The sequence below is a fragment of the Rhodococcoides kroppenstedtii genome (assembly GCF_900111805.1).
Taxonomy (GTDB): Bacteria; Actinomycetota; Actinomycetes; order Mycobacteriales; family Mycobacteriaceae; genus Rhodococcoides; species Rhodococcoides kroppenstedtii.
Window position 1 is genome coordinate 55856 of sequence record NZ_FOJN01000002.1, and the last position, 20108, is coordinate 75963.

The window sequence follows — 20108 nt, forward strand, 5'->3', positions numbered from 1 at the left end:
GACAGCAAGTTCTTATTCACGGAATATAGATCATGAGAAATCGACAAGGATGCCCGAGGCTGCCGCCGACGCATTGCATTCAAACCATCGAATTTGCTATAATTGATGTGAACACGAAGCCCTTGGACGACTACCTTGAAAGGCGCAACATAGACTTTTTCTTTTGATAGGGAAATTGCTGAAAGGCCGGTGGGGAGTAGTCGCCCTACCGGCCTTTTTGTTACTCCCTATCAGAAAGAAGAACAACATGACCCACAACGAATATTTGCAGGCAATCTCAGAGGCCACTTGCTATGAAGATGCCGACCGCATCGCACGCAACCAGGCCGTCAGCGGCCTCAAGGCCAGGTTCCCCGAACTAGCCGATCAGATCGACAAGTTGGTCGGTGATATTTCGTGACTGCCACATCGACCGACGCGCGGGTAGTCGCCGCCAAGAGGCCACGCAGGCTCTCAGACCTCAAAAGCCAAATCTGGCACGCCAAGGACGATGAAGCCAAGGACGCCTACTACTGGAACACACCTTCATACATAGAACCAGAAGATCAGTACGAGCCCGACAACCTTACCGATACTTATGTTACCTCTGATTCTAAGCACTCACCCACTACATCTTCTATCCATACTGATGAGGCATTTGATTCTAGTGTTTTGGATAAGAGTAATGTTTCATCCTGTTCCGTCTTTATAGTAGAAGAAGTGCGAGAAGAGACGTCAAAAAATATCAAAGAAAACCGAAAAATTGTTTTTGAGGTAGATGGCGAAGTAATAGAGAAGTGGAGTGCTCTGCAACGCACTGCTAGGGCGTCTGGCATCACGATTTACAGGAACGACGAGAACGAAGGAAAGTCGTGGATTCAACGTCACGAGTACCTTCCCGCTATTGGTCGTATGGTTCGCGGTCTTGGAAGGACCGGGGAGGACTACTACGACGCGATTGGTGAAGCGTTCGTGATCTTCTGCGAAATCAAGGCAAAAGAAGCCAGCGTGACCCGACTGACTGGACACGTACCCGAGCATCCCATGTCTTACTACATCACTCGTATCCAGCGAGAAATGATTCGCGTTTACAGACGGCAGAAGATGCTTGAGAAGTGGGCCGGTTATTCCGGTACTGTTGACTATGAGGAGAATGATGCAATTATGAACGACCCGTTGATTGATATGGTGGAAGAGGCTGAACTAGAGAATTACCGTCACAGTCTGACACCGACACAGTTGAAGACTTTCATGGAGACAGAGCGAGCATTGGACGACGACCCTGAGGTTGAGTTCGACAGCAATTTTCGCCGGAAGGTGCAGAGATTACCTAAGGTGAAGAGAGATTATTCATCAAGTAACCGCACATCTACTGCACAGAAGGTAAGAGGCGACCAGTTGAGAGACAACGTAGACGAGTACGACTTCCCGGTCACGACGAAGAGAATCAGACCCAAGCAGTTTTCGTCGTATTTCGAAGACGAATGGGAAAGGGGGAACAAAGCATGACAGAAGGACGAATGATACGGAACAAGTCGCACAGTTATGACGTACCCGAGCACGCTAACCGCATCAACAGTATCTTTGAGACAATCGAAGATTTGCTAGCAGAAGCGCAATCGCTTGGATGCAGCAATCAACGCTTCCAATTGAGTCTGAGGCACTGGCTCGGGAAGTTCAGCCGCGAACGCCGCATGAAGTAGCGATTGCTGGCCCGTAATTTATCCTGAAAGCGTTTAGAATTGCAACGACGGACGGATAGGCCGGCTTGCCATGAAGGGCCGGGCTGAGTCGTTCTGACGTAGATCTATTCGAATTACATGCAAAAGCATTTTAGACGCAATTGTGTTATAATTGATGTGGCTCAGTCGAAAGACTAATCTATGCCAACGTAGGAACATTATGAGTGAAGACGATATGCTAGAAATCTGTTTAGAGTGTGACGAACAGGATTGCGATCACAACGAAAAGTTGCGGTTAGCGTGGCTGTGATCCTGGTCGAAGTGTCAGCCGATCCGGCACAGCGTGGCAGCGGCATCATTGAGCGGGACCGGTCGGTAGACGAGACGAAGGCCTACATCAAGCGTCTGTTCGAGGACTTGGCGGCTAGGCATGCTCGCTGAGCGCATCCGGATGCTGCCGTTCTACCGGGACGAACAGTGCTACATCTGGGTCGGAGGACACGACTCGAACGGCGCTCCGGTGCTGACTGATACCGGACAGCGAGTCTTGGTCAACCGGGTGGTGTACCGCGAGTTCGTGGGGCCGATTCCGGGCGGCAGAGTCGTCAGAAGATCATGCAGACGGCTGGACTGCATCAACCCGAGTCATCTCTACATCAGAGACGAACGGACAAAGTGGTGTGACTCAATCGGTTAAGCGGATGCTCTATGCGGTGGATGCCAACGGTTGTCACGTCTACGCCCTGACGGCACGGGACCGCAACGGCTACGCCAGAGTCAGGCGGGGCAATCGGCTTAGGATGGCTCACGTAGTGGCCTACGAGCAGGCGCACGGCCCGGTTCCGGTTGGTAGGGAAGTGATGCACGCTCGCGGTTGCAGACGAGACTGCATCAACCCTGAGCACCTTTCGGCTGGCACTCATGCCGAGAACATGGCCCAGATCAAGGAAGACCGTAAGCAGTTCTGCGCGGCAGGTCATGAAAGAACACCGAGCAATCATTACAAATTTCGCGGGGTAGTGGTATGCAGAATATGTAAAACAAAGGAGGAAGTATGAAGAGATTCACGGTAGTAGTAGACGACGAGCGCGGCGGCAGTTTGGTAGTAGCAGACTTCCACACAAAGAAACAAGCCCGTCAGTTCGTAGCAGAACGTTCGAAGTTCTCAGTACAGAAGTTCGACATAGAAGACGCGGAAGCGTAGAGCGGATCGGGTTAGCAGTAAGATAGAAGCAAGTGTGAATATTGCTAACCCGCTCCTATGCTTAAGTCGACGCGTGTTCGTTTACTGAACGGTCGAGATTGACGACCCAAAACTCAATCAAATTCCAACAGAAAGAAGATGTTTAGAATAGCGAAATATACAGAGGAAGAACAACGTCAGGCAGCAGAACTGGCAGGCGATATCGGCATCGCAGCCGCCAAGCGCGAACTTGGATACCCAGGCTCATGGGCCACGCTGAAGAGGTGGTGTGAGGAGCAGGGCATCGAAATCGAACTCGATGAACTGAAGTCCAAGGCGGCAGAATTCAATTCGTTCTATGGGGACACCGAGCAGATCATCGTCTATCAAGAGGCGATCGTGCGAAGCCGCGAGTTGATGGAGGACCGCAGCCTGACCCCGGCAGACCTGGATAAGTTGACCAACGCCATTCGCAAGGCGACCGACGCGATCCGAGCAATCCAGGGCAAGGCCACGTCGGTTCGTCCCGCAGCGGAAGATATGACCGATGTAGAAGCACTGAAACTATATGAGCAGTATCAGGCCGGCTCATTGTGACCGTTCAGCCGCTCGACTACATCAGCCGGTTCCCGAGAGACCTGTTAGCCACATCAGCCGGTAGACGGTTGCTGACCAGAGACGATCCAATGTTGTTCGCGGTGGTTTACCTGTTGCACAGCATCCGCTTCGAAGACAATCCGCCCAGTTTCTCTGACTTTCACTGGGACCTAGGGGAGTACGCCCGAACCACTTGGACCAGTCGACATACGGCCCGAGACTGTTGGATCGCTCCGCGTGAGGCCGGTAAGAGCCAGTGGTTGTTCAAGATTCTGCCGCTCTGGGCAGCAGCGCACGGGCATCTGAGGTTCATCGCGGCCTTCTCCGACTCCGCTGACCAGGCCACGAAGCATCTGAACTCGTTCAAGGCCGAACTCGATCACAACGACCTGCTCAAGCGAGACTTCCCCGACCTCTGCCGTCCGCTGATGCGCGGCCAGGTGAAGAGGTACGTCAGCCAGTCCAACGATCTGATCCAACAGGCCAACGGGTTCTCGTTCTCAGCCAAGGGTGTGGACAGCAAGAGTCTTGGATTGAAGTTAGGGGACCAGCGACCAGATTTGATCTTGCTCGATGACGTGGAACCTACTGAGTCCAACTACTCGGCGGCAGAGGCGGAGAAGCGCAAGCGCACACTGCTCGACGGCATCTTCTACTTGGCTAGTAGAGCCTCGGTCGTTCTCGTGGGAACAACCACGATGGCCGGTTCGATTATCGACCAGTGCCGCAAGGTCCACGAGGCTCAGGCCGGCTCAGACAGCCGCGAGATTGTCAATAATTTTGGCAATGATAAATCATTGTCGATAATGTCGACCGATAATATTGATTATGTAAGTTCAGATAAGGTTTGCCTATCCAAAACCAAATCAGGAACACATGCCTCAGACGCTCTAGAACTGATTGTAACCCCATCCGGCCACTCGGTCCCGGGGAAGCCGTTTGAGGCCGCAGAATCGGTTTTAGAGGGGGTAGCAATCGGCACTCAGATCGACGTTTCCGAGCAAACGAACGGGCAGAAGTCAATTGGTACAAACCCATCCGATCAGGCTCATTCTGATACAGCATCGTTACATTGCGAAGATTTGCAAAGATCGGAACATGATCACGGTTTGACCGAGCGAGCCGAGGCCGGTACAAGCCAGGGCAAGGCCGGGTTTAAATCAATCGGGGTTTTCGGGGATACATCTACCAACAATGAATGTGTGTCAGATTTTCAAAGTGCCGAGAACATCGAATGGCATCGACTACATGGCACTCCTGAGCGAAACAACGGGGAGCAGGCAATAGTCAGGCCTACTGATGATGTGTCGTTTTATGACTCTCTTGACCCTGAACTTCGCTGGATCGTGGACGAGCAGATCACGGTCCACTACTACCCGGCGATCCTGACCGACGATGACGGCACCGAGCGTTCCTGGTGGCCGGAGTTCAAGCCGATGGCCGAGTTGAACCGGGTACGCAACACACGAGCGTTCGCCATGAACATGATGAACCGGCCCGTCAACGCTGATGCGGCGTACTGGGCTGACGAAGACGTTGTGATCGGTGAGGGTGACTACGGGCTGACCATCATCAGCGTGGACCCGGCAGTGAGCACGAAGACCAGCAGCGACTACACCGGCCTAGTTGTGCTGTCGCTGGGCCGTGACGGTCTGGTCTACGTTCGCCATGCCGAACAGGTCAAACTTGTCTCTACGGCGCTCACGGAGCGTGTGAACGACCTCATCGAGTCGTTCGAGGCGGCAGCCGTGCTGGTGGAGACGAATCAAGGTGGTCACGTGTGGTCTCAGGTCTTCGACGGCATCAAGGCTCGCTACGTGCCGATCCATCACACCGAGCCGAAGACGGCCAGGGCGGCACGCATGCTCGACTACTACCGCAAGCATCAGGTCAGGCACACCAGACGGTTCGCCGCCCTCGAAGATCAGATGTTCGCGTTCCCCAAGGTGGCACATGACGACCTCATCGACGCGGCAGGCACGGGCATCCACGTCCTACTAGCACCGAGCCGCAAACCGACGGCAAAGCGCAAGCGTTACATTGCCTGACGCATGAAATCGCTTTAAATGGTAAAATGGGTGCAAAGTGAACTAACACTTCAAATAGAATCTTACGAATTGGAGCATTATTAGCACATTATATGTCAGACCTCACGACAGCAGTACAGACTATTCTTGACAAGCAGGACGGCTACCTACTAGCCGAAGCGTATTACGACGGTACGGTAGAAGAGATTTTCGCGTCCCCGGCGGTCAAGCGTGAACTAGCCAAGTCGGGCGATCAATTTCGCGTGAACTACGCGGCTACGCCCGTGGATGCAGTGGCGAACAGGCTCGAAGTGACCGGCGTAACCGGAACGGAGGCCTCCGCTCAAACTCTGATCGGTTCTGTCTTCCAGGAAAACAACCTGGAACTCGAACTAACGCAGTTAATCACGAAGACCTTGATCTACGGCAGTGCGTATCTGATCGCGTGGCCCGACGAGACCGGCCAGACGCAGATTTACTACAACAGCCCGTTGTCTACGGTCGTCATCTATGACCCTGAGAACCCGCGCAAGCCACACGTAGCCGCGAAACTGTGGCCGGTAGAGATCGACGGCAAGACGCGGCATCGTCTGAACCTGTTCTACGCCGACAGGATCGAGAAGTATCTCAGTGCGTCGGAGCGACTGCCGTTCACGGTCAAAGACTCGGACTTCGAGCCCTACATTGATGACGAGACCGACGAGCAGGGCACCGTTCCGAACGAGTTCGGTCAGATTCCCGTCTTCCACTTCACCACAGGTATCGACCAGTACGGCAGGCCCGAACATCTAGCGGCCTACGGCGCTCAGGACATGATCAACAAGTTGCTGATCAGCCAGATGGCATCCGTAGATCACTACGGTTTCCCGACCCGCTACGCCCTGGCGGCATCGCACGAGGGCACTCCGGTCTCGCTGACGGACGAGACAGACGATGACGACGTACTCGACTCGAGTCCCGGCAGCGTGTGGTGGTTGCAGAACGTCGAGAAGGTAGGCCAGTTCACGGCGGCTGACCCTAAGTCGTTCATCGACCCGTACCGCGAGTACGTGCGTGCCATGGCCTCTGTGACGAGCACGCCGTTCCACGTGTTCGAGGCGGTGGCGACCAACGTGTCAGGTCAGGCGGTACGAGCGGCGGAGGCTCCGCTGGTGAAGAAGACGCGCACGAGGCAACTGAGCATCGGCAACACCCTGCGCCGGCTCTTCCTGTTCGTCCTGGCGATCAACAAGATTCCCGGTGACGTGCAAGTCCATTGGCGTCAGATCGAGTCCATCGACACGGCGGAGCGATGGGAAATTGCGAACAGAAAGGTCCAAGCCGGCCTTCCTGTCGAACAGGTGCTAGCAGAAGAGGGCTACGACACCGAGCAGATTGAAACTTGGAAGACGGCAGGTCTTTTGAACAAGCAAGAAAATATAAATAACATCGAAGGAGAAACAGCAGCATGACAGATACGAACGAAACACCCGAGAGCACGGAAGTAGATATTGACGGACTACGGGCGGCGCTCAAGTCGGCAAACGAAGAGGCCGCAAGCAATCGCCACAAGGTCAAGGAACTGACAGAGCAGTTGGAAACGACCAGTCAGGCGGCAGGCAAATACAAGTCGTCCTACATCTCATCCAAGATCGGGGCGGCATTGTCCGAGCACGGCGCTACTAACCCGAAAATCGTCAAGGTGCTGGACACCAGCAAGATTGACCTTGGCGATGACGGCGAACTTGTTGGTTTCGATCAGCAGTTGGTAGCAGTCAAGGAGGAATTCCCTGAATTTTTCGACGCCAAGCGCCGAGCGCCGAAGATTGACGCAGCAGAGCGCCCGGTACCGAAGCGTGCGCTGTCCTCGGCAGAGAAACTGCTACAGCAAACACGCAATACTTGATGTAACGAAATTTGGTATAATTAGCGCAACGAACGAGATGTTCATATCGTCAACGCGAGAGGCTGAGACGACTTCCAATGTCCATGCAGGACTATAACTTGTAAATTTTATTAGGAGATACATGAAACACAAATGGCAAGAATCAACGCAAACGCTTGGGTACCGGAGGAGTACGGAAGCGAAGTAATTCAGACTGTCGAGCAGTTCTCGGCGGTGGAGGCGGTTGGACGCAGAGTCAACATGACCTCAGATACACAGAAGACACCACGTCTAGGAGATGTTGACGTAGTAGCAATCGAGAAGGGCGGTCTGTACCCAGAAGATCAGCCGTTGCTCGACAACGTGCTACTCGACGCCGTGAAGTTCGGCGGACGCGTCATCGTGGCCGAGGAGGACATTGCCGACGCGCACGTAGACGTGATCACCGCGTACCAGAATGGCTGGGCCACGAACTACGCCCGCAAGTTCGACAACGCCTGCCTGGCGACAACGGCGAACGGCAACGGCACGACGGTTCCGTTCACCAGTGTTTACAAAGAGGTCGGCACCGGAGTCATCAAGACAGCAGGTGCGCTGACTTACGCCATGCTCAGTGACGTAGTAGCCAAGGCCGAGAACGGTCGCTACTGGGCCGATCCGGACACCATCATCATCGCTCACACATCGTTCAAGTCGCAGTTGCGCGGACTGGTGGACGGCAACGGTCGTCCGTTGTTCATCGAGCAGGTATCAGCAGGACAGCCACAGACGCTGTTCGGCTACGAGATCCGCTTCTCGGACGGAGCGAAGACCAGCGCAACCAACACCTGGAACCCGACCGGCAATCCGTTGCTGATCGTGGGCAACCGTAAGCATTTGATCGTGGGTGACCGATCACCGATCGAGTCGCTGATCAGTTTCGATGCCGGTTTTGCCACCGACGAGCCGCATATCAAGATGCGTACCCGTAAGGCGTTCGCCGTGGGTCGCAAGGAAGCGTTCGGCGTATTGGAGGTAACAGCAGCCTGATTCCAGGCACGGAGGGCGGCAGGATCACACATCTTGCCGCCCTTTGCTGATTCACTATGACAAACACGAAACTCGAACTGACAGCGGTACTTCCGCGCAAACGCATCACAGTCACTCACAGCGTGCCGGTCATCCTGGCATCGCTCGAGCGCAAGCACGTCAAGGTCGTGATCCTATGACCTACTACCTAGGCCAAGCGCCAGCAGAAGAGTTGCTGATCAAGGTGGTGGACGAGCGTCGTCAGCCGCGAGACCTCAGACCCTATGAGTTCACGGTCGATGTGGTGTTCGCGGCACCGGACGGCACGCTCACCGAGGGCGGCACCGGCTACATCGCCAACGTCTACGAGGGACACATTGCCTACGAGTTCGGCCCTGTCTCGCCGTTCACCATGGTCGGGGACTACAAGGTCCAGGCGAAACTACGTCGACACGGCAGCACCAACTACGACCTGACGGACCTGGCCGTCATCGAGGTCAAGCGAGGACTGATCTAGATGCTGGCGACCGTAGAAGACGTCTCCCGCATCACCGGCTACACCGTGGACGACGCGCTGATCCGGCGCGCTCAGGCCGTCTTTGAGGTCTGCGCCGGTAGACCGGAATCGCTCATCACGTTGCCGTCCGATCTGGCCTGGTCGGCCTACGCCGTGGCCTGGCAAGCGGCCTACATGGACAACTCGGACGTGTTCGCTCAGGCCAACGTGGAAGCGTCCAAACAGGACAAGGTGACCGTGACGTTTGGCGACCACAACTTTGCGGTGTCCCGTCTGACACTGGCAGCAGTGAGAAATTTGTCCTGGAACCGCAGCCGGTCAGTCACTACGAGGTCGATTGCTGACGAGCGCCGATTGCCGGTCTGGTGGACGTTCTGATGCCGTCGTTCATCGTGCGGTCCTACCCGTCACTGGTCGATATCTACTCGCAGCACACAACGATTGACGAGGGCACGAACGAGACGGTCAGGGACTGGGACTACCTGGAGTACGACACAACGGCGTGCGCCGTCTCAGCGGTCTCGCCGGAGGACTCGTTGGAGATGTTCGGTGCCGAGTACGCCTACAAGAAGTTCGTGAGGCTCGAGGTGCCGACAGGGGAGTGGTCGCTGGATCAACGAGCCGGAAACCTCCGCAGCAAGACCGGCAAGCCGTACTACCAGCGTTGGACAGGCGAGCGCTGGGAGCAGGAGCGGTTCAACATCTCCGGCATGACGACTCAGGTCGACTTGCACGGGGAGATCGCCGGGTACGAGTTGTACCTCGAACTGGTCGACTGACAGAGAAACACCCCGGTCCACATGCCAGTGCGAAGAAACCGGGGTGTTCTCAAAAGGAGGACCCATCTACCCAATGGGTCATTGCGTGAAAGCAATACGGAAATTGTATCACAAATACCAATATCGGGTGCGTATCGAGCGGCAAGCGACTAGGCTTTAACGTCCATGTCTTTGCGTCGGCGTAAGAATTTTCTGCCAGGATCGCGACGTGCCAAGCGACGCCCGGCTGTTGCCATCCATTTCAAAGCATCGGGAAACACGTTTGCGTACAATTCCGCGTCGTTTACAAATTTGGCTTCTGAATAGTTTTTGCGCACTGCGATTTGCATGTTGGTAAGAACCGAAAGGTATTCTTCGGGTGTTTTATCGTCGGCCAGAAGCAAAATCTGAAACGAATATGAACGAAGTCTTTGGATTCGCTCGTTGATCTCATTCATGGTTCGCGTTCGTTGTCGAGTTTCCTCTCTTATTTCTCCGATTTCTGTCAGAATGCTGGCGAAGAGTGTGGTGATTTCTTCTCTACGCCAAGCGTCGTGTTCGCGCTTACTTGCCATGGAGTTTGTGATGATTGATGCCAGTATTGCCGCAACCGCAGCGATGCCGGCGGAAAGAAGATAAATCTGCGGAGTCATGGTCGCTTTTCTTCGGGGTTGGCCGATGCGCGCTCTGCGGCTGAAAGACGTGAACGTCGCGGCATAACGTCATTTTTCAACTCTTGCGCCAGTTTTTCGCGATAGTAAACAACCTGGTTGCCGTGTTCTGCCAACTTACCCTGATATCCTGCCTCCGCAAGCAGGTCGAGGTCGGCCGTGCCGCCCGCGAAAGCCTTGTTGCTCCAGTTGCTGTAAACAATAATGGACATCTCGTAACGCTTTGCAAGTAATGCCATTTCTGCGCTACCGCACATGTCGATCATAAGTACCTTTTGGCCCAAGACTGCGCGTTTCGAGGAATGATCCCTCACCTGCTGGACGTTTTTGATGCTTGTTGGCTCGGCAACTAAGTCCTCCGCCACGCTGATGAGGTCGGTAACCGCGTTAGCCAGCGTTGTCCTTCGCCAGTTGTCTTCGTCGCGTGATTTGGCGTCTCTATCGGTTCGACTCCAGCCCAACCAGACCAGCCCTGCCGCGAGTGCAGGACCGGTCAGTGTGGCAGCCACTTTGATCCATTCGAACCACCAAATCATTCTCCGCGCTCCGCATCCGAGTCTGTTCCTGGCTGGTCAATCTCGGCTGTCTCCTGAAGGGCGCTGTGAAGTGCCTCACGGGCAAGTGCGATCGATTCCATCGTGTCGACTCGCGTTACCCAGTCGTCGAATGTCGCTTGTGTGTCGATCAAGTTTTGGGAGGCTTTGTGAAGTTTGCCTAGCGGTTTGCGAACGCTTTGGCTTAGTTTAGCGACCGGGGCAATTTCCTTCTGGAAATCTTCGATAGCGGTAACGGTATCCGCGCCCGTTGCTGCCAATTCGCGCAACGCCTGGTGGTCTCCGTCTATGATGGGGTTTTGGCCGGGACCAACATACTGCTCGGCGTGACTGGCAAGAATGATTCTGACCTGTTGGTCCACCTCGAGTGCTTTTTGTAAGTATTCTTGCGATTTTGCCAGCATGCGGTCAGCCACAGGATTCAGTTCCGCCGCGTAGCGGTGCAGGACGGAGAGTGTTTGTTGCGCTCCTTGACTGCCGGACGATCCATTTCGTGCCCTTGTGACGAGCGGAGTGTACTCGGCGGTAATTGCTTTCACTTCATTCATAATGGGCGGTATCTCGTCCATAACGATCAACCACTCTGCCATATGGGCTTCCAGCGAAGCGTTGGCATCGAGGATGCCCGGTTCTTCGTCCTCGTAAATCAGCCCCTCGTCAGAGGTCGGCCTCTCGTCTGCGCCCTCCGGTGGTGGTTCAGTTTGCGGAATCTCCGAGAGGGGGATTTCCGGCTTGGCTTCGACTGCGCGTTCGATCCTAAGGAGTTCGGTTACGAGTCTATTGACAAATTTGCGAACATCGCTGTGATCGGGTTCCTGTAGGCTCAAGTCTTCGAAATGTTCAAACTGCTTTGAGGCCACGATTTTGATAAGGGGGTCCGGTGATTCGGTGGACAAGTCCGGGACGTCGGACCAGATAATAGTAAGTACGAGTTCTTCTACGCCTCGGGTCTTGGCGTTGGAGTAGAACTGTAGCAATTCTTGTCGGCAGGCCGCGCTCTGAATATAAGAGGGTGTTACAACGGCGATGAGGAAGGTGGCGCTTGTCAGTTCATCGTTGATCACCCGCTCCCATTCCTCGCCCCAGCCGATCTTGCGGTCAGTGAACAATCGCAGATTTCGGCCGGTCCGCACCTTGTAGCGGCTCGTTAGCCGGTCAGCCAGCAGGAGAATTCGTCCATCTTCGGCTTCGTTGTCGTCATGGACGTAACTCCAAAATCCCGACGCTTGCCCGTACTCGGTGACTGCCATGCGATCAATTTACCGGTCGGTTCTTATGGAGTCCCCAATCGTGTGGTGACGTGTCGTGGGAGGGTTCGAAACCTGTCACAAATGACCCCAAACTCGGGCCAGCAGACTGCAGGTCGCCCTGGGAGCCATCGGCGATTCCATCAAGGCGTCCGGCACCGCGTACGCCGCGGCCGAGGACGACAACACGCGGGCGGTCAGCGTCGCCGGGTCGCTGAACCTCTGACGCGGCCCGTTCACCATCGAGAAAGGAATCGACATGAGGTACGTCTTCGGAGCGATCGATCAGGTCAGTGCGCAGATCGATGCGAAGCAGGCCGCGCTCAACGCCAAGCTCGACGAGCTGCGGCAGATCATCACCCCGCTCGTCGCCGACTGGGAGGGCGCCGCGTCGGAGTCCTACCAGGACAAGCAGCGGCAGTGGGATGCTGCCGCGCTCGAACTGAATCAGGTGCTCGAACAGGTCGGGACGGCCGTGAGCCGCGGGAACGCCGACATGCAGGCACGTGAGGCGGCCAATCGGGGAATGTTCGTCTAGCTGTCGCTCACCGTTCCCGCCGTTCGGAACCCGGTCGCCCCGAGTGGGTGACCTCGGGCCGGACGGCGGGAACGGTCGTGTCGGGGGTGCGGGGCCGGTCACGAACGCGATTCTGTCGGTGGGTGCGGGCACACTCGCGTGCATGACCGTCGACCTCGCCGTGGCACGGACACGGCTCGCGGATGCCCGCACCGAGGCGACGGCACGCGTCGTGTCCCTCGAGGACCAGCATCGAGCCATCGTCGAGGGCTCACGCTGGACCACCGACGACGACGAGCACGATCCGGAGGGGTCCACCATCGCGTTCGAACGCGCCGCCGTCGCGTCGATGCTGCGGGACGCCCGGCAGGAACTCCGGGAGCTCGACGAGGCGCAGGCGCGCATCGACGCCGGCACCTACGGGATGTGTGAGAAGTGCGGACGCGAGATCGCCGACGCGCGGCTGGACGCGCTTCCCGCGGCCCGTCGATGCATCGAGTGCAACTCCGTCCGCCGCTGACAGCGTTTTGACCTGCGATCCGGCGGGCCGGTAAGGTACTCCGTTGGCGTTCGATACATGCAGTCACCTCGATGCGTGTCTGCCGGTCTCTCGGGTCTCCACTGGCCGCCGGGAACCACCGATCGGACGTCGGCCAGCACATCGACGATGAGACAAGGAAGTCATTCGTGTCCACGTATGCGCCCAAGGCCGGGGATACCACCCGGACCTGGCACGTGATCGACGCCACCGACGTCGTTCTCGGCCGCCTTGCCGTCCAGGCAGCGAACTTGCTGCGCGGCAAGCACAAGCCCACCTACGCCCCGAATGTCGACGGCGGTGACTTCGTTGTCATCATCAACGCCGACAAGGTTGCCATCTCCGGCAACAAGCGGACGGACAAGTTCCACTACCACCACTCCGGCCACCCGGGTGGTCTGCGCGCGCGCAGCATCGGTGAGGTCATGGACAAGAACCCGGACCGCGTCGTGGAGAAGGCCGTGAAGGGCATGATCCCGAAGAACAAGCTGGGTACGGCCATCGCCAGCAAGCTCAAGGTGTACGCCGGCCCCGACCATCCCCACGCGGCTCAGCAGCCCGTTCCGTTCGAGATCAAGCAGGTGGCCCAGTGACCTCCCCCGAGCAGACCCCCGAGCAGTCGGTCGACGAGAACGTCGTGACCGAGACCGCCGAGTTCGCCCCCGAGGAGAACGTCGAGATCGCCGACGAGTTCGTCTCCGTCGAGGATCCCGAGGTCGTCTCCGACATCGAGGCAGCGGCCCGTCCGGCCGTCTACATCGACCGCCCCGTCACCACCGTCGGCCGTCGTAAGGAAGCCGTCGTCCGCGTGCGTCTGACCCCGGGCACCGGGCAGTTCACGCTGAACGGCCGCACCCTCGAGGACTACTTCCCGAACAAGGTGCACCAGCAGCTCATCAAGAGCCCGTTCGTGCTGGTCGAGCGCGCCGAGAGCTTCGACGTGACCGGTCTCCTGCACGGCGGTGGCCCCTCCGGCCAGGCCGGCGCCCTGCGTCTCGCGATCGCCCGTGCCCTCATCGAGGCCACCCCGGACGATCGCCCGGCGCTGAAGAAGGCCGGCTTCCTCACGCGCGACCCGCGTGCGGTCGAGCGCAAGAAGTACGGCCTGAAGAAGGCCCGCAAGGCATCGCAGTACTCGAAGCGCTGATTCCTCGGCACTTCACCCGACGCAGGCGCTCCGGCCGGTCCCTCACGGGACGGCTGCGAGCGCCTGCGTCGTGTCGGACCCGCTCGTACGCCACTCGCGTCACCCGTACCACCGCTCGAAAGAGGTAACCGCCATGGGCCGACTGTTCGGAACCGACGGGGTTCGAGGCCTCGCCAACGCGGACGTCACCGCGGATCTCGCTCTTCGCCTCGGCCGCGCGGGCGCCGCCGTCCTGGGTGCCTCGGACACGAGCACGGCCCCGGACGGGTCCGCGTCCCGGCCCGTCGCCGTCGTCGGCCGCGACCCTCGGGCAAGCGGGGAGATGCTCGAAGCCGCCATCGTGGCGGGCCTGTCGTCCGCCGGCATGGACGTCCTCACCGTCGGCGTCGTGCCCACCCCGGCGCTGGCCTACCTCACCGACGCGTACGACGCTGCCCTCGGCGTCATGATCAGCGCGTCGCACAATGCCATGCCCGACAACGGCATCAAGTTCTTCGCGGCCGGCGGAGTCAAGCTGGCCGACGAGCAGGAGGACCGCATCGAGGCCCTGCTCGACGCCGCTCCCGCCGGGCCCACCGGGGCCGACATCGGTCGCGTGCGCACCGCACCCGACGGGCTGTCCCGCTACGAGGACCACCTCGCCAAGACCGTTCCCACCACGCTCGACGGCATCACCGTGGTGGTCGACTGCGCCCACGGCGCGGCCTCCTCCGCGGCGCCCGACGCCTACCGCGCCGCCGGCGCCACCGTCGTCGCCATCAACGCCGAGCCGACGGGGCTGAACATCAACGACGGCTGCGGATCCACGCACCTCGACGTCCTGCAGCGGGCCGTGCTCGAGCACGGTGCCGATCTGGGCCTCGCCCACGACGGCGACGCCGACCGATGCCTCGCGGTCGACGCGAACGGCGACGTGGTCGACGGCGACGCGATCATGGCGATCCTCGCCCTGGCCATGAAGGACGCCGGCACCCTGCCGCAGAACACTCTGGTCGCCACGGTCATGAGCAACCTCGGTCTGCACCTCGCCATGCGCGAGGCCGGCATCACCGTACGGACCACCGCCGTGGGCGACCGGTACGTCCTCGAAGAGCTGCGCGCCGGCGAGTACGGTCTCGGCGGCGAGCAGTCCGGCCACATCGTGATCCCGGCGTTCGGCAGCACGGGCGACGGCGTCCTGACCGGCCTGCAGGTGATGAGCCGCATGGCGTCGACCGGGCGGTCGCTGCGCGAGCTCGCCTCCGTGATGCGGACGTTGCCGCAGACCCTGATCAACGTGCGGGTCGAGGACAAGCAGGCCGCGACCGCCGCCGCCGAGGTCACCGCGGCGGTCGACGCGGCCGAGCACGAGCTCGGTGACGAGGGCCGGGTGCTGCTGCGTCCGTCGGGCACCGAGCAGTTGGTGCGCGTGATGGTCGAAGCGGCCGACACCGATACGGCCGAGCGGCTCGCCGGCCGCATCGCCGAGCGGGTCGCCGCCGTCGGTCGCTGACGGTCCTGCCCGAGGACAGCCGGCCGACCGACGGCGACGACGCCCGCGGGCCGTCGCCGGTCCCGCGTCAGCCGATGAGCGACTTGAGCAGTTCGACCTGCTTGACCCGTCCCGCGCTGTCGGAGGCGATCGGGTGGATGTTCAAGGTGGTGGCGCCGGCGGCCTCGAACGCGGCCAGCCGCTCCTTCACGAAGCTCTCGGTGCCGATCAGCGAGATGGACCGCACCAACTCGTCGGGCACCGCCGCCGTGGCCTCTTCCTTCTTGCCCGCGAGGTAGAGGTCCTGGATCTTCTCCGCCTCGGCCTCGTACCCGTAGCGCACGGCGAGGTCGTTGTAGAAGTTCTTGCCCTTGGCGCCCATGCCGCCGATGTAGAGGGCGAGCTGCGGCTTGATCCACGGGAGGAACTGATCGGCGTCGTCACCGATGGCCACCGTGGGGCTCGCGTAGACGTCGAGTTCTCCCAGCGCGGGATCGCGCTTGGCCTTGCCCTCGGCGAGCGAGTCGCCCCACACCGATTCGGCCTTCTCCGGATGGAAGAAGATCGGCTCCCAGCCCTGGGCGATCTCGGCCGTCAACGCGACGTTCTTCGGCCCGAGCGAGGCGATGACGATCGGAATCGACTCGCGCACGGGATGATTGATCAGCTTGAGCGGCTTGCCCAGGCCGGTTCCCTTGTCCGCCGGAAGCGGGATCTGGTAGTACTTCCCGTCGAACTGCACCTTCTCGCGGCGCCACACCTGACGGCAGATGTCGACGATCTCGCGGGTGCGCCCGAGCGGAGCGTCGTACTTGACGCCGTGGAAGCCCTCGATGACCTGCGGTCCCGACGCGCCGATACCCATGACGAAGCGCCCACCCGAGACGTAGTCCAGACCGGCCGCTGTCATGGCGAGCAGCGACGGGGTCCGGGTGTAGATCTGGAAGATGCCGGACGCCAACTCGATGGTGGAGGTCTTGGCGGCGAGGAAGCCGATCTGGCTGACGGCGTCGAACGAGTACGCCTCGGGAACGAACGCGATGTCCATCCCGGCCCGTTCGAGCGCGCCGACTTCCTCGACGGTCTCCTCGAAGCCTCCCGAGTAGTTGAGTTGCATCCCGATTCGCATGAGTCTCCTCGACATCTCTTGCCGGTGTCGGTCACCCGCTGTGCGTCGGACGTTACCGCCCGGTAGCGCGACGGTGCGGGGGCGGTAGGAGAGCGTGGAACCGCCGAGGTGCCCCGGCGCGTCCAAGTCGGGTGGGGCACGAGGGTGTCGGCGACGACGGGGGACGTGGATGGGCGACGAGACGACTATGGATCCGGCAGCGGCGAGGGCGGCGGCGCGCGCGATGACCGAGTCGGCGGACCGGGCCGAGAGTGCGCTGAGCGGGCTGTCGAACCGGGCGTTCGATGCGGCGCACGCCGGGCGCGACCACGGCGCGCGCGCCGTGCGAATCGACGCCCGACTGCGCGAACTCGCGGACGGTCTCGCGTCGTGGAACCGCGTGACGCGGTCGGCGGCGGACGCCGTCGGGACGGCGGTGGCGTCCGCCGAAGCGGCAGACTCCTCGGGGGCGGCGTCGCTGAGGGCGGCGGGTGGCGACCGGTGAGCGGCCCGCTCGAGGCAATTCTCGACGAGGGGGCGGTCGGCTTGCGCTTCTTCGACCGCGTGGTGCCCTGGCGGGACGAGGCCGGCGGGACCGGCCCCTCCTACCTGGACTTGTGCGCGCGGTACGACGCGCAACGCGGACTCGATACCGACGTGCTGCGTGCGGACGCCGCTCGGTGCCGCGACGTGGCGACGACCCTGCGCGCGGAACTCGCCGCGCGCACCGAGGCGGCCACGGGATTGACGACGGTCTGGACCGGTGCGGCAGCGACCGCGGCCGGTGACGTGCTCGCGGCGCAGTCGACCAGGGCCTCGCTCGACGTCGACCATCTCGAGCTGGCCGCGAGCACGCTCGACCGCGCGGCCGAGGGGCTTCGCGCCATCGTGCAGGACAAGGCGGTCGCGGCCGCCGATCACGACCGCCGCGACGTCGCCGGCCGAGACCTCGACGACGCGCACGCGACCGTGGTGGGGGCGACGCAGGATCCGTCGACGTGGTCGGTCGACACCGTGGACCGACTCACTGCGCTCGTTCCCGAACTGGGCGCCGCCGCCGCTCGGGGTCCGGTGGCACTGTGGGAACGCCCCGAGGTGGTCGACGCCGTGGTGACGGCGTGCCGCAACTGGGTCGACGGGGTGTTCCTTCCCGCGGTCGACGAGGCCACCACGAGCTTCGACGACCTGTGCTCGGAGAGCCACGCCGCGATCGAGCGCATTTTCGACGTGGTCGACGCGGCGCTCGACGATCTCTGCACCGACCCGTATCCGACGGTGGCCGACTCGGTGACGCTACCGACCGAGCCCCTGCCGACCACGCCGGCGGCGGCGGAGCAGTGTGTGGGCCCGTCGGGGACCGGATCATCCTCGGCCCCGGCCGTCGCGGCACCGGAGCAGCCGGGGCCGGCGGCGCCGGCAGGATCCGTCGTGCCGACCGTGCCTGCCGTCTCCGCCGCACCCGCGTCGGTGTCGGTGCCGGCCGCGTCGGTGCCGGACGCGTCGGTGAACGCCGTGTCCGACGAGCGCCTGGCCGACGTGGTGCGGACGGCCGTGGCCGAGGCCGTGTCCCTGGTGCTGTCCAGCGACGAGGGGGCGGTCGAGACGCCCTGCGAGTCCGCAGAGGTCCGGCCTGTGTCGGAGCCGGAGTGCGGGTCGGAGCCGGAGCGCGGGTCGGAGCCGGGGGCACGGAGTCCGATCGACGCGACGCCCGCGTCGGACCTCGGTCGGGCGGAGGCGGAGTGGGCCGGTCATCGGGCTCGTCTCGAGGTGCACGCCGACGGGTCGATCGAGTTCCGAGCAGGCCCCGTTGCCGGTTCGGAGCCCACCCAGGCACCGCCTGTCGACCCTGCGGAACCACCCGTCGACCGAGCATCGCCCGTCGCCCCGGCACCGCTCGTCGATCCGGCACCGCCCGTCGATCCGGCACCGCCCGAGCCCACACCCGTCGACGCGCCGCCGCCGCCGGAGGCCCCGGCCGACTGCGTTCCGGACGCCCCGGCCGCGGCCCCGTCCGTCCCGCCCGGGCCGTCACCGGAACCGCCGGTCGAGCCGGCCTCGGACCCGGTCGCGGGCCCCCGACCGGCGCTGGCCGAGGCAGGACCGCTGTGAACGACCGGACCGTCGCAGCGCTGATCGACGAGGTGGTTGCCGAGCACCGTCGCTCCACCGCGCGCCTGCGGGAGCGGCTGCGGCGCGATGCCGCCCGCGACGCGCACGCGCGCTCGGACGACTCACGAGCATCGGACGGTCACCGAGCGGCGATCGACCCGATCATGCGCTCGGTGCGTGACCGCGCCACGCCCGTGGCGAGGGACGACGCCCGTCGGGAGGTGCCGGCGCCTCAGCGACCGGCGAGATGGCTGAGCTGACGCAGAGCCCCGCCCTTGACGGGCACGTCGGCGGTCGGCTCGTTCGGGTCGAGGACCCGCGTGCCCTTGAACTCGACCTCGGGGTCGGAGAAGGCCTCGTAGTCCTCGTGCCGGGCGAGACGGTGCAGCAGGAACCCGGTGAGGAGGGCGCGCACGGTCTTACGGGTCTTCGGTTGTGCGTTGCCGACACCGAAGAAGCTCGCGAGCTTGCGGCCCTCGACGATGCCGTCGCCGACGGACTTGTCGATCACCCGTAGCACGGTGGGGCCGCCGAGGGCGCCCGCGAGAGCCACCGGTTCGGCGGTGAGGGAGTTCAGTTCCGTCGGCGCGCCGATCACGAGGGCCGGTGCGGTCACGGCGTCGGCGATCCCGTCGGTGAGGACGCGCGGGCTGGTGGGGGCGGGATAGAGAGCGGCCACCGCGCGGATGTCGGACCGCTTCGACGCGGCGAGGACCGCGGCGCCGGCGCCCATGGCGTGACCGACGACGGCGAGCTTGTCCGGGTGCACGGAAATGTCCCCGGTGCCCAGACGGATGCCCGCGCAGATGTCGAGCGCCACGGTCAGATCGTGGGCCAGAGCGGCGTGGGACGGGACCGGACCGCGCTGGGTGTTCGGCGCGGCCACGACGAAGCCCCACGAGGCCAGGTGCTTCAGAGTCGAGTCGTAGTTCTTCGACGACGACATCCAGCCGTGAGCGAACGCGACGGCCGGGAGGGAGGTGCCCTCCTTGGGTGCGTAGATCACACCGGGAAGGCCGGCCAGCGCCAGGTCACCCCGGACCACGCGATGCGGACCGGTTTTGGCGAGGTCGGTGACCAACTTCTGCGTCTTCGGCACGTCGTCAACCGTATCCGAGCCCGTCGGGTGCG

25 protein-coding genes are annotated in these 20108 nt (G+C 61.3%); 20 read left to right on the forward strand and 5 right to left on the reverse strand.

The annotated features are described in order from the left end of the window. The first annotated feature begins 247 nt into the window (after nucleotides 1-247). The 12 genes from BMZ18_RS19575 (at nucleotide 248) to BMZ18_RS02475 (ending at nucleotide 9636) form a co-directional block, all read left to right on the forward strand. Nucleotides 248-400 carry a hypothetical protein gene (locus BMZ18_RS19575; protein WP_156511583.1) on the forward strand — a complete coding sequence of 51 codons (153 nt, stop codon included), beginning with the start codon at nucleotides 248-250 and terminating at the stop codon, nucleotides 398-400. Then, complete coding sequence (locus tag BMZ18_RS19265) at nucleotides 397-1488, forward strand: hypothetical protein (protein WP_139203775.1); 1092 nt, start codon at nucleotides 397-399, stop codon at nucleotides 1486-1488. Before BMZ18_RS19575 ends, BMZ18_RS19265 begins: the two co-directional genes overlap by 4 nt. 473 nt (nucleotides 1489-1961) lie before the next feature. Next, nucleotides 1962-2102 (forward strand): hypothetical protein, encoded by a 141-nt coding sequence (locus BMZ18_RS19580; RefSeq protein ID WP_156511582.1) that lies wholly within the window; start codon nucleotides 1962-1964, stop codon nucleotides 2100-2102. A gap of 359 nt (nucleotides 2103-2461) precedes the next feature. Next, nucleotides 2462-2719, forward strand: a complete 258-nt coding sequence (locus tag BMZ18_RS20280) for an HNH endonuclease signature motif containing protein (RefSeq protein WP_074921787.1) — start codon at nucleotides 2462-2464, stop codon at nucleotides 2717-2719. 284 nt (nucleotides 2720-3003) lie between these two features. After that, nucleotides 3004-3441, forward strand: a complete 438-nt coding sequence (locus tag BMZ18_RS02440) for a hypothetical protein (RefSeq protein WP_068360483.1) — start codon at nucleotides 3004-3006, stop codon at nucleotides 3439-3441. Beyond that, nucleotides 3438-5489, forward strand: coding sequence for a phage terminase large subunit family protein (locus tag BMZ18_RS19075; RefSeq protein ID WP_139203779.1), 2052 nt, complete (start codon nucleotides 3438-3440; stop codon nucleotides 5487-5489). The genes BMZ18_RS02440 and BMZ18_RS19075 overlap by 4 nt, the downstream gene beginning before the upstream one ends. Nucleotides 5490-5581: 92 nt before the next feature. Further along, nucleotides 5582-6919, forward strand: a complete 1338-nt coding sequence (locus BMZ18_RS02450; protein ID WP_068360477.1) for a phage portal protein — start codon at nucleotides 5582-5584, stop codon at nucleotides 6917-6919. Continuing rightward, nucleotides 6916-7353: a phage scaffolding protein gene (locus tag BMZ18_RS02455; RefSeq protein ID WP_074921736.1), complete on the forward strand. Its 438-nt coding sequence runs from the start codon at nucleotides 6916-6918 to the stop codon at nucleotides 7351-7353. Before BMZ18_RS02450 ends, BMZ18_RS02455 begins: the two co-directional genes overlap by 4 nt. Nucleotides 7354-7485: 132 nt before the next feature. Beyond that, nucleotides 7486-8361 carry a phage major capsid protein gene (locus BMZ18_RS02460; RefSeq protein WP_068360474.1) on the forward strand — a complete coding sequence of 292 codons (876 nt, stop codon included), beginning with the start codon at nucleotides 7486-7488 and terminating at the stop codon, nucleotides 8359-8361. A gap of 175 nt (nucleotides 8362-8536) precedes the next feature. Continuing rightward, complete coding sequence (locus BMZ18_RS02465; protein WP_139203781.1) at nucleotides 8537-8857, forward strand: hypothetical protein; 321 nt, start codon at nucleotides 8537-8539, stop codon at nucleotides 8855-8857. Further along, nucleotides 8858-9235: a hypothetical protein gene (locus tag BMZ18_RS02470; RefSeq protein ID WP_068360469.1), complete on the forward strand. Its 378-nt coding sequence runs from the start codon at nucleotides 8858-8860 to the stop codon at nucleotides 9233-9235. Next, nucleotides 9235-9636 carry a hypothetical protein gene (locus tag BMZ18_RS02475; RefSeq protein ID WP_139203783.1) on the forward strand — a complete coding sequence of 134 codons (402 nt, stop codon included), beginning with the start codon at nucleotides 9235-9237 and terminating at the stop codon, nucleotides 9634-9636. The genes BMZ18_RS02470 and BMZ18_RS02475 overlap by 1 nt, the downstream gene beginning before the upstream one ends. A 149-nt stretch (nucleotides 9637-9785) precedes the next feature. On the opposite strand, the gene BMZ18_RS19270 is transcribed toward BMZ18_RS02475, so the two are convergent. From BMZ18_RS19270 to BMZ18_RS02480, 3 genes are read right to left on the reverse strand one after another with little or no spacing between them, the layout of a single operon-like run. Then, nucleotides 9786-10268: a hypothetical protein gene (locus BMZ18_RS19270; protein WP_139203785.1), complete on the reverse strand. Its 483-nt coding sequence runs from the start codon at nucleotides 10266-10268 to the stop codon at nucleotides 9786-9788. Then, complete coding sequence (locus tag BMZ18_RS19275) at nucleotides 10265-10795, reverse strand: hypothetical protein (protein WP_139203787.1); 531 nt, start codon at nucleotides 10793-10795, stop codon at nucleotides 10265-10267. The genes BMZ18_RS19270 and BMZ18_RS19275 overlap by 4 nt, the downstream gene beginning before the upstream one ends. A gap of 23 nt (nucleotides 10796-10818) precedes the next feature. After that, nucleotides 10819-12090, reverse strand: a complete 1272-nt coding sequence (locus tag BMZ18_RS02480; RefSeq protein WP_074921738.1) for a TIR domain-containing protein — start codon at nucleotides 12088-12090, stop codon at nucleotides 10819-10821. A 256-nt stretch (nucleotides 12091-12346) separates the two neighbouring features. Between BMZ18_RS02480 and BMZ18_RS02490 the strand changes: the two genes are divergently transcribed. The 5 genes from BMZ18_RS02490 to glmM all read left to right on the forward strand — a co-directional run bounded on the left by BMZ18_RS02490 (nucleotide 12347) and on the right by glmM (nucleotide 15781). Beyond that, complete coding sequence (locus tag BMZ18_RS02490; RefSeq protein WP_068148789.1) at nucleotides 12347-12625, forward strand: WXG100 family type VII secretion target; 279 nt, start codon at nucleotides 12347-12349, stop codon at nucleotides 12623-12625. Between the two features lie 142 nt (nucleotides 12626-12767). After that, nucleotides 12768-13124 carry a TraR/DksA family transcriptional regulator gene (locus BMZ18_RS02495; RefSeq protein WP_068360496.1) on the forward strand — a complete coding sequence of 119 codons (357 nt, stop codon included), beginning with the start codon at nucleotides 12768-12770 and terminating at the stop codon, nucleotides 13122-13124. A gap of 167 nt (nucleotides 13125-13291) precedes the next feature. After that, nucleotides 13292-13735: a 50S ribosomal protein L13 gene (rplM, locus tag BMZ18_RS02500; protein WP_068105976.1), complete on the forward strand. Its 444-nt coding sequence runs from the start codon at nucleotides 13292-13294 to the stop codon at nucleotides 13733-13735. 44 nt (nucleotides 13736-13779) lie between these two features. After that, nucleotides 13780-14289 carry a 30S ribosomal protein S9 gene (rpsI, locus tag BMZ18_RS02505; protein ID WP_139203828.1) on the forward strand — a complete coding sequence of 170 codons (510 nt, stop codon included), beginning with the start codon at nucleotides 13780-13782 and terminating at the stop codon, nucleotides 14287-14289. A 133-nt stretch (nucleotides 14290-14422) separates the two neighbouring features. Then, nucleotides 14423-15781, forward strand: a complete 1359-nt coding sequence (gene glmM, locus BMZ18_RS02510) for a phosphoglucosamine mutase (RefSeq protein ID WP_068360457.1) — start codon at nucleotides 14423-14425, stop codon at nucleotides 15779-15781. Nucleotides 15782-15848: 67 nt separating this feature from the next. Here glmM and BMZ18_RS02515 read toward each other — a convergent pair whose 3' ends face one another. After that, nucleotides 15849-16889 (reverse strand): LLM class F420-dependent oxidoreductase, encoded by a 1041-nt coding sequence (locus tag BMZ18_RS02515; protein WP_068102229.1) that lies wholly within the window; start codon nucleotides 16887-16889, stop codon nucleotides 15849-15851. A 169-nt stretch (nucleotides 16890-17058) separates the two neighbouring features. Between BMZ18_RS02515 and BMZ18_RS02520 the strand changes: the two genes are divergently transcribed. From BMZ18_RS02520 to BMZ18_RS02530, 3 genes are read left to right on the forward strand one after another with little or no spacing between them, the layout of a single operon-like run. Then, nucleotides 17059-17373, forward strand: a complete 315-nt coding sequence (locus BMZ18_RS02520) for a hypothetical protein (RefSeq protein WP_074921741.1) — start codon at nucleotides 17059-17061, stop codon at nucleotides 17371-17373. Beyond that, nucleotides 17370-18977 carry a hypothetical protein gene (locus BMZ18_RS02525; RefSeq protein ID WP_068360454.1) on the forward strand — a complete coding sequence of 536 codons (1608 nt, stop codon included), beginning with the start codon at nucleotides 17370-17372 and terminating at the stop codon, nucleotides 18975-18977. The genes BMZ18_RS02520 and BMZ18_RS02525 overlap by 4 nt, the downstream gene beginning before the upstream one ends. Beyond that, a complete protein-coding gene (locus BMZ18_RS02530) occupies nucleotides 18974-19237 on the forward strand; it encodes a hypothetical protein (RefSeq protein WP_068360452.1) in 264 nt (87 codons plus the stop codon). The genes BMZ18_RS02525 and BMZ18_RS02530 overlap by 4 nt, the downstream gene beginning before the upstream one ends. Here the strand turns inward: BMZ18_RS02530 and BMZ18_RS02535 are convergent. Then, complete coding sequence (locus BMZ18_RS02535; protein WP_068360449.1) at nucleotides 19210-20076, reverse strand: dienelactone hydrolase family protein; 867 nt, start codon at nucleotides 20074-20076, stop codon at nucleotides 19210-19212. The two genes, BMZ18_RS02530 and BMZ18_RS02535, sit on opposite strands and share 28 nt — an antisense overlap. Nucleotides 20077-20108: the final 32 nt, after the last annotated feature.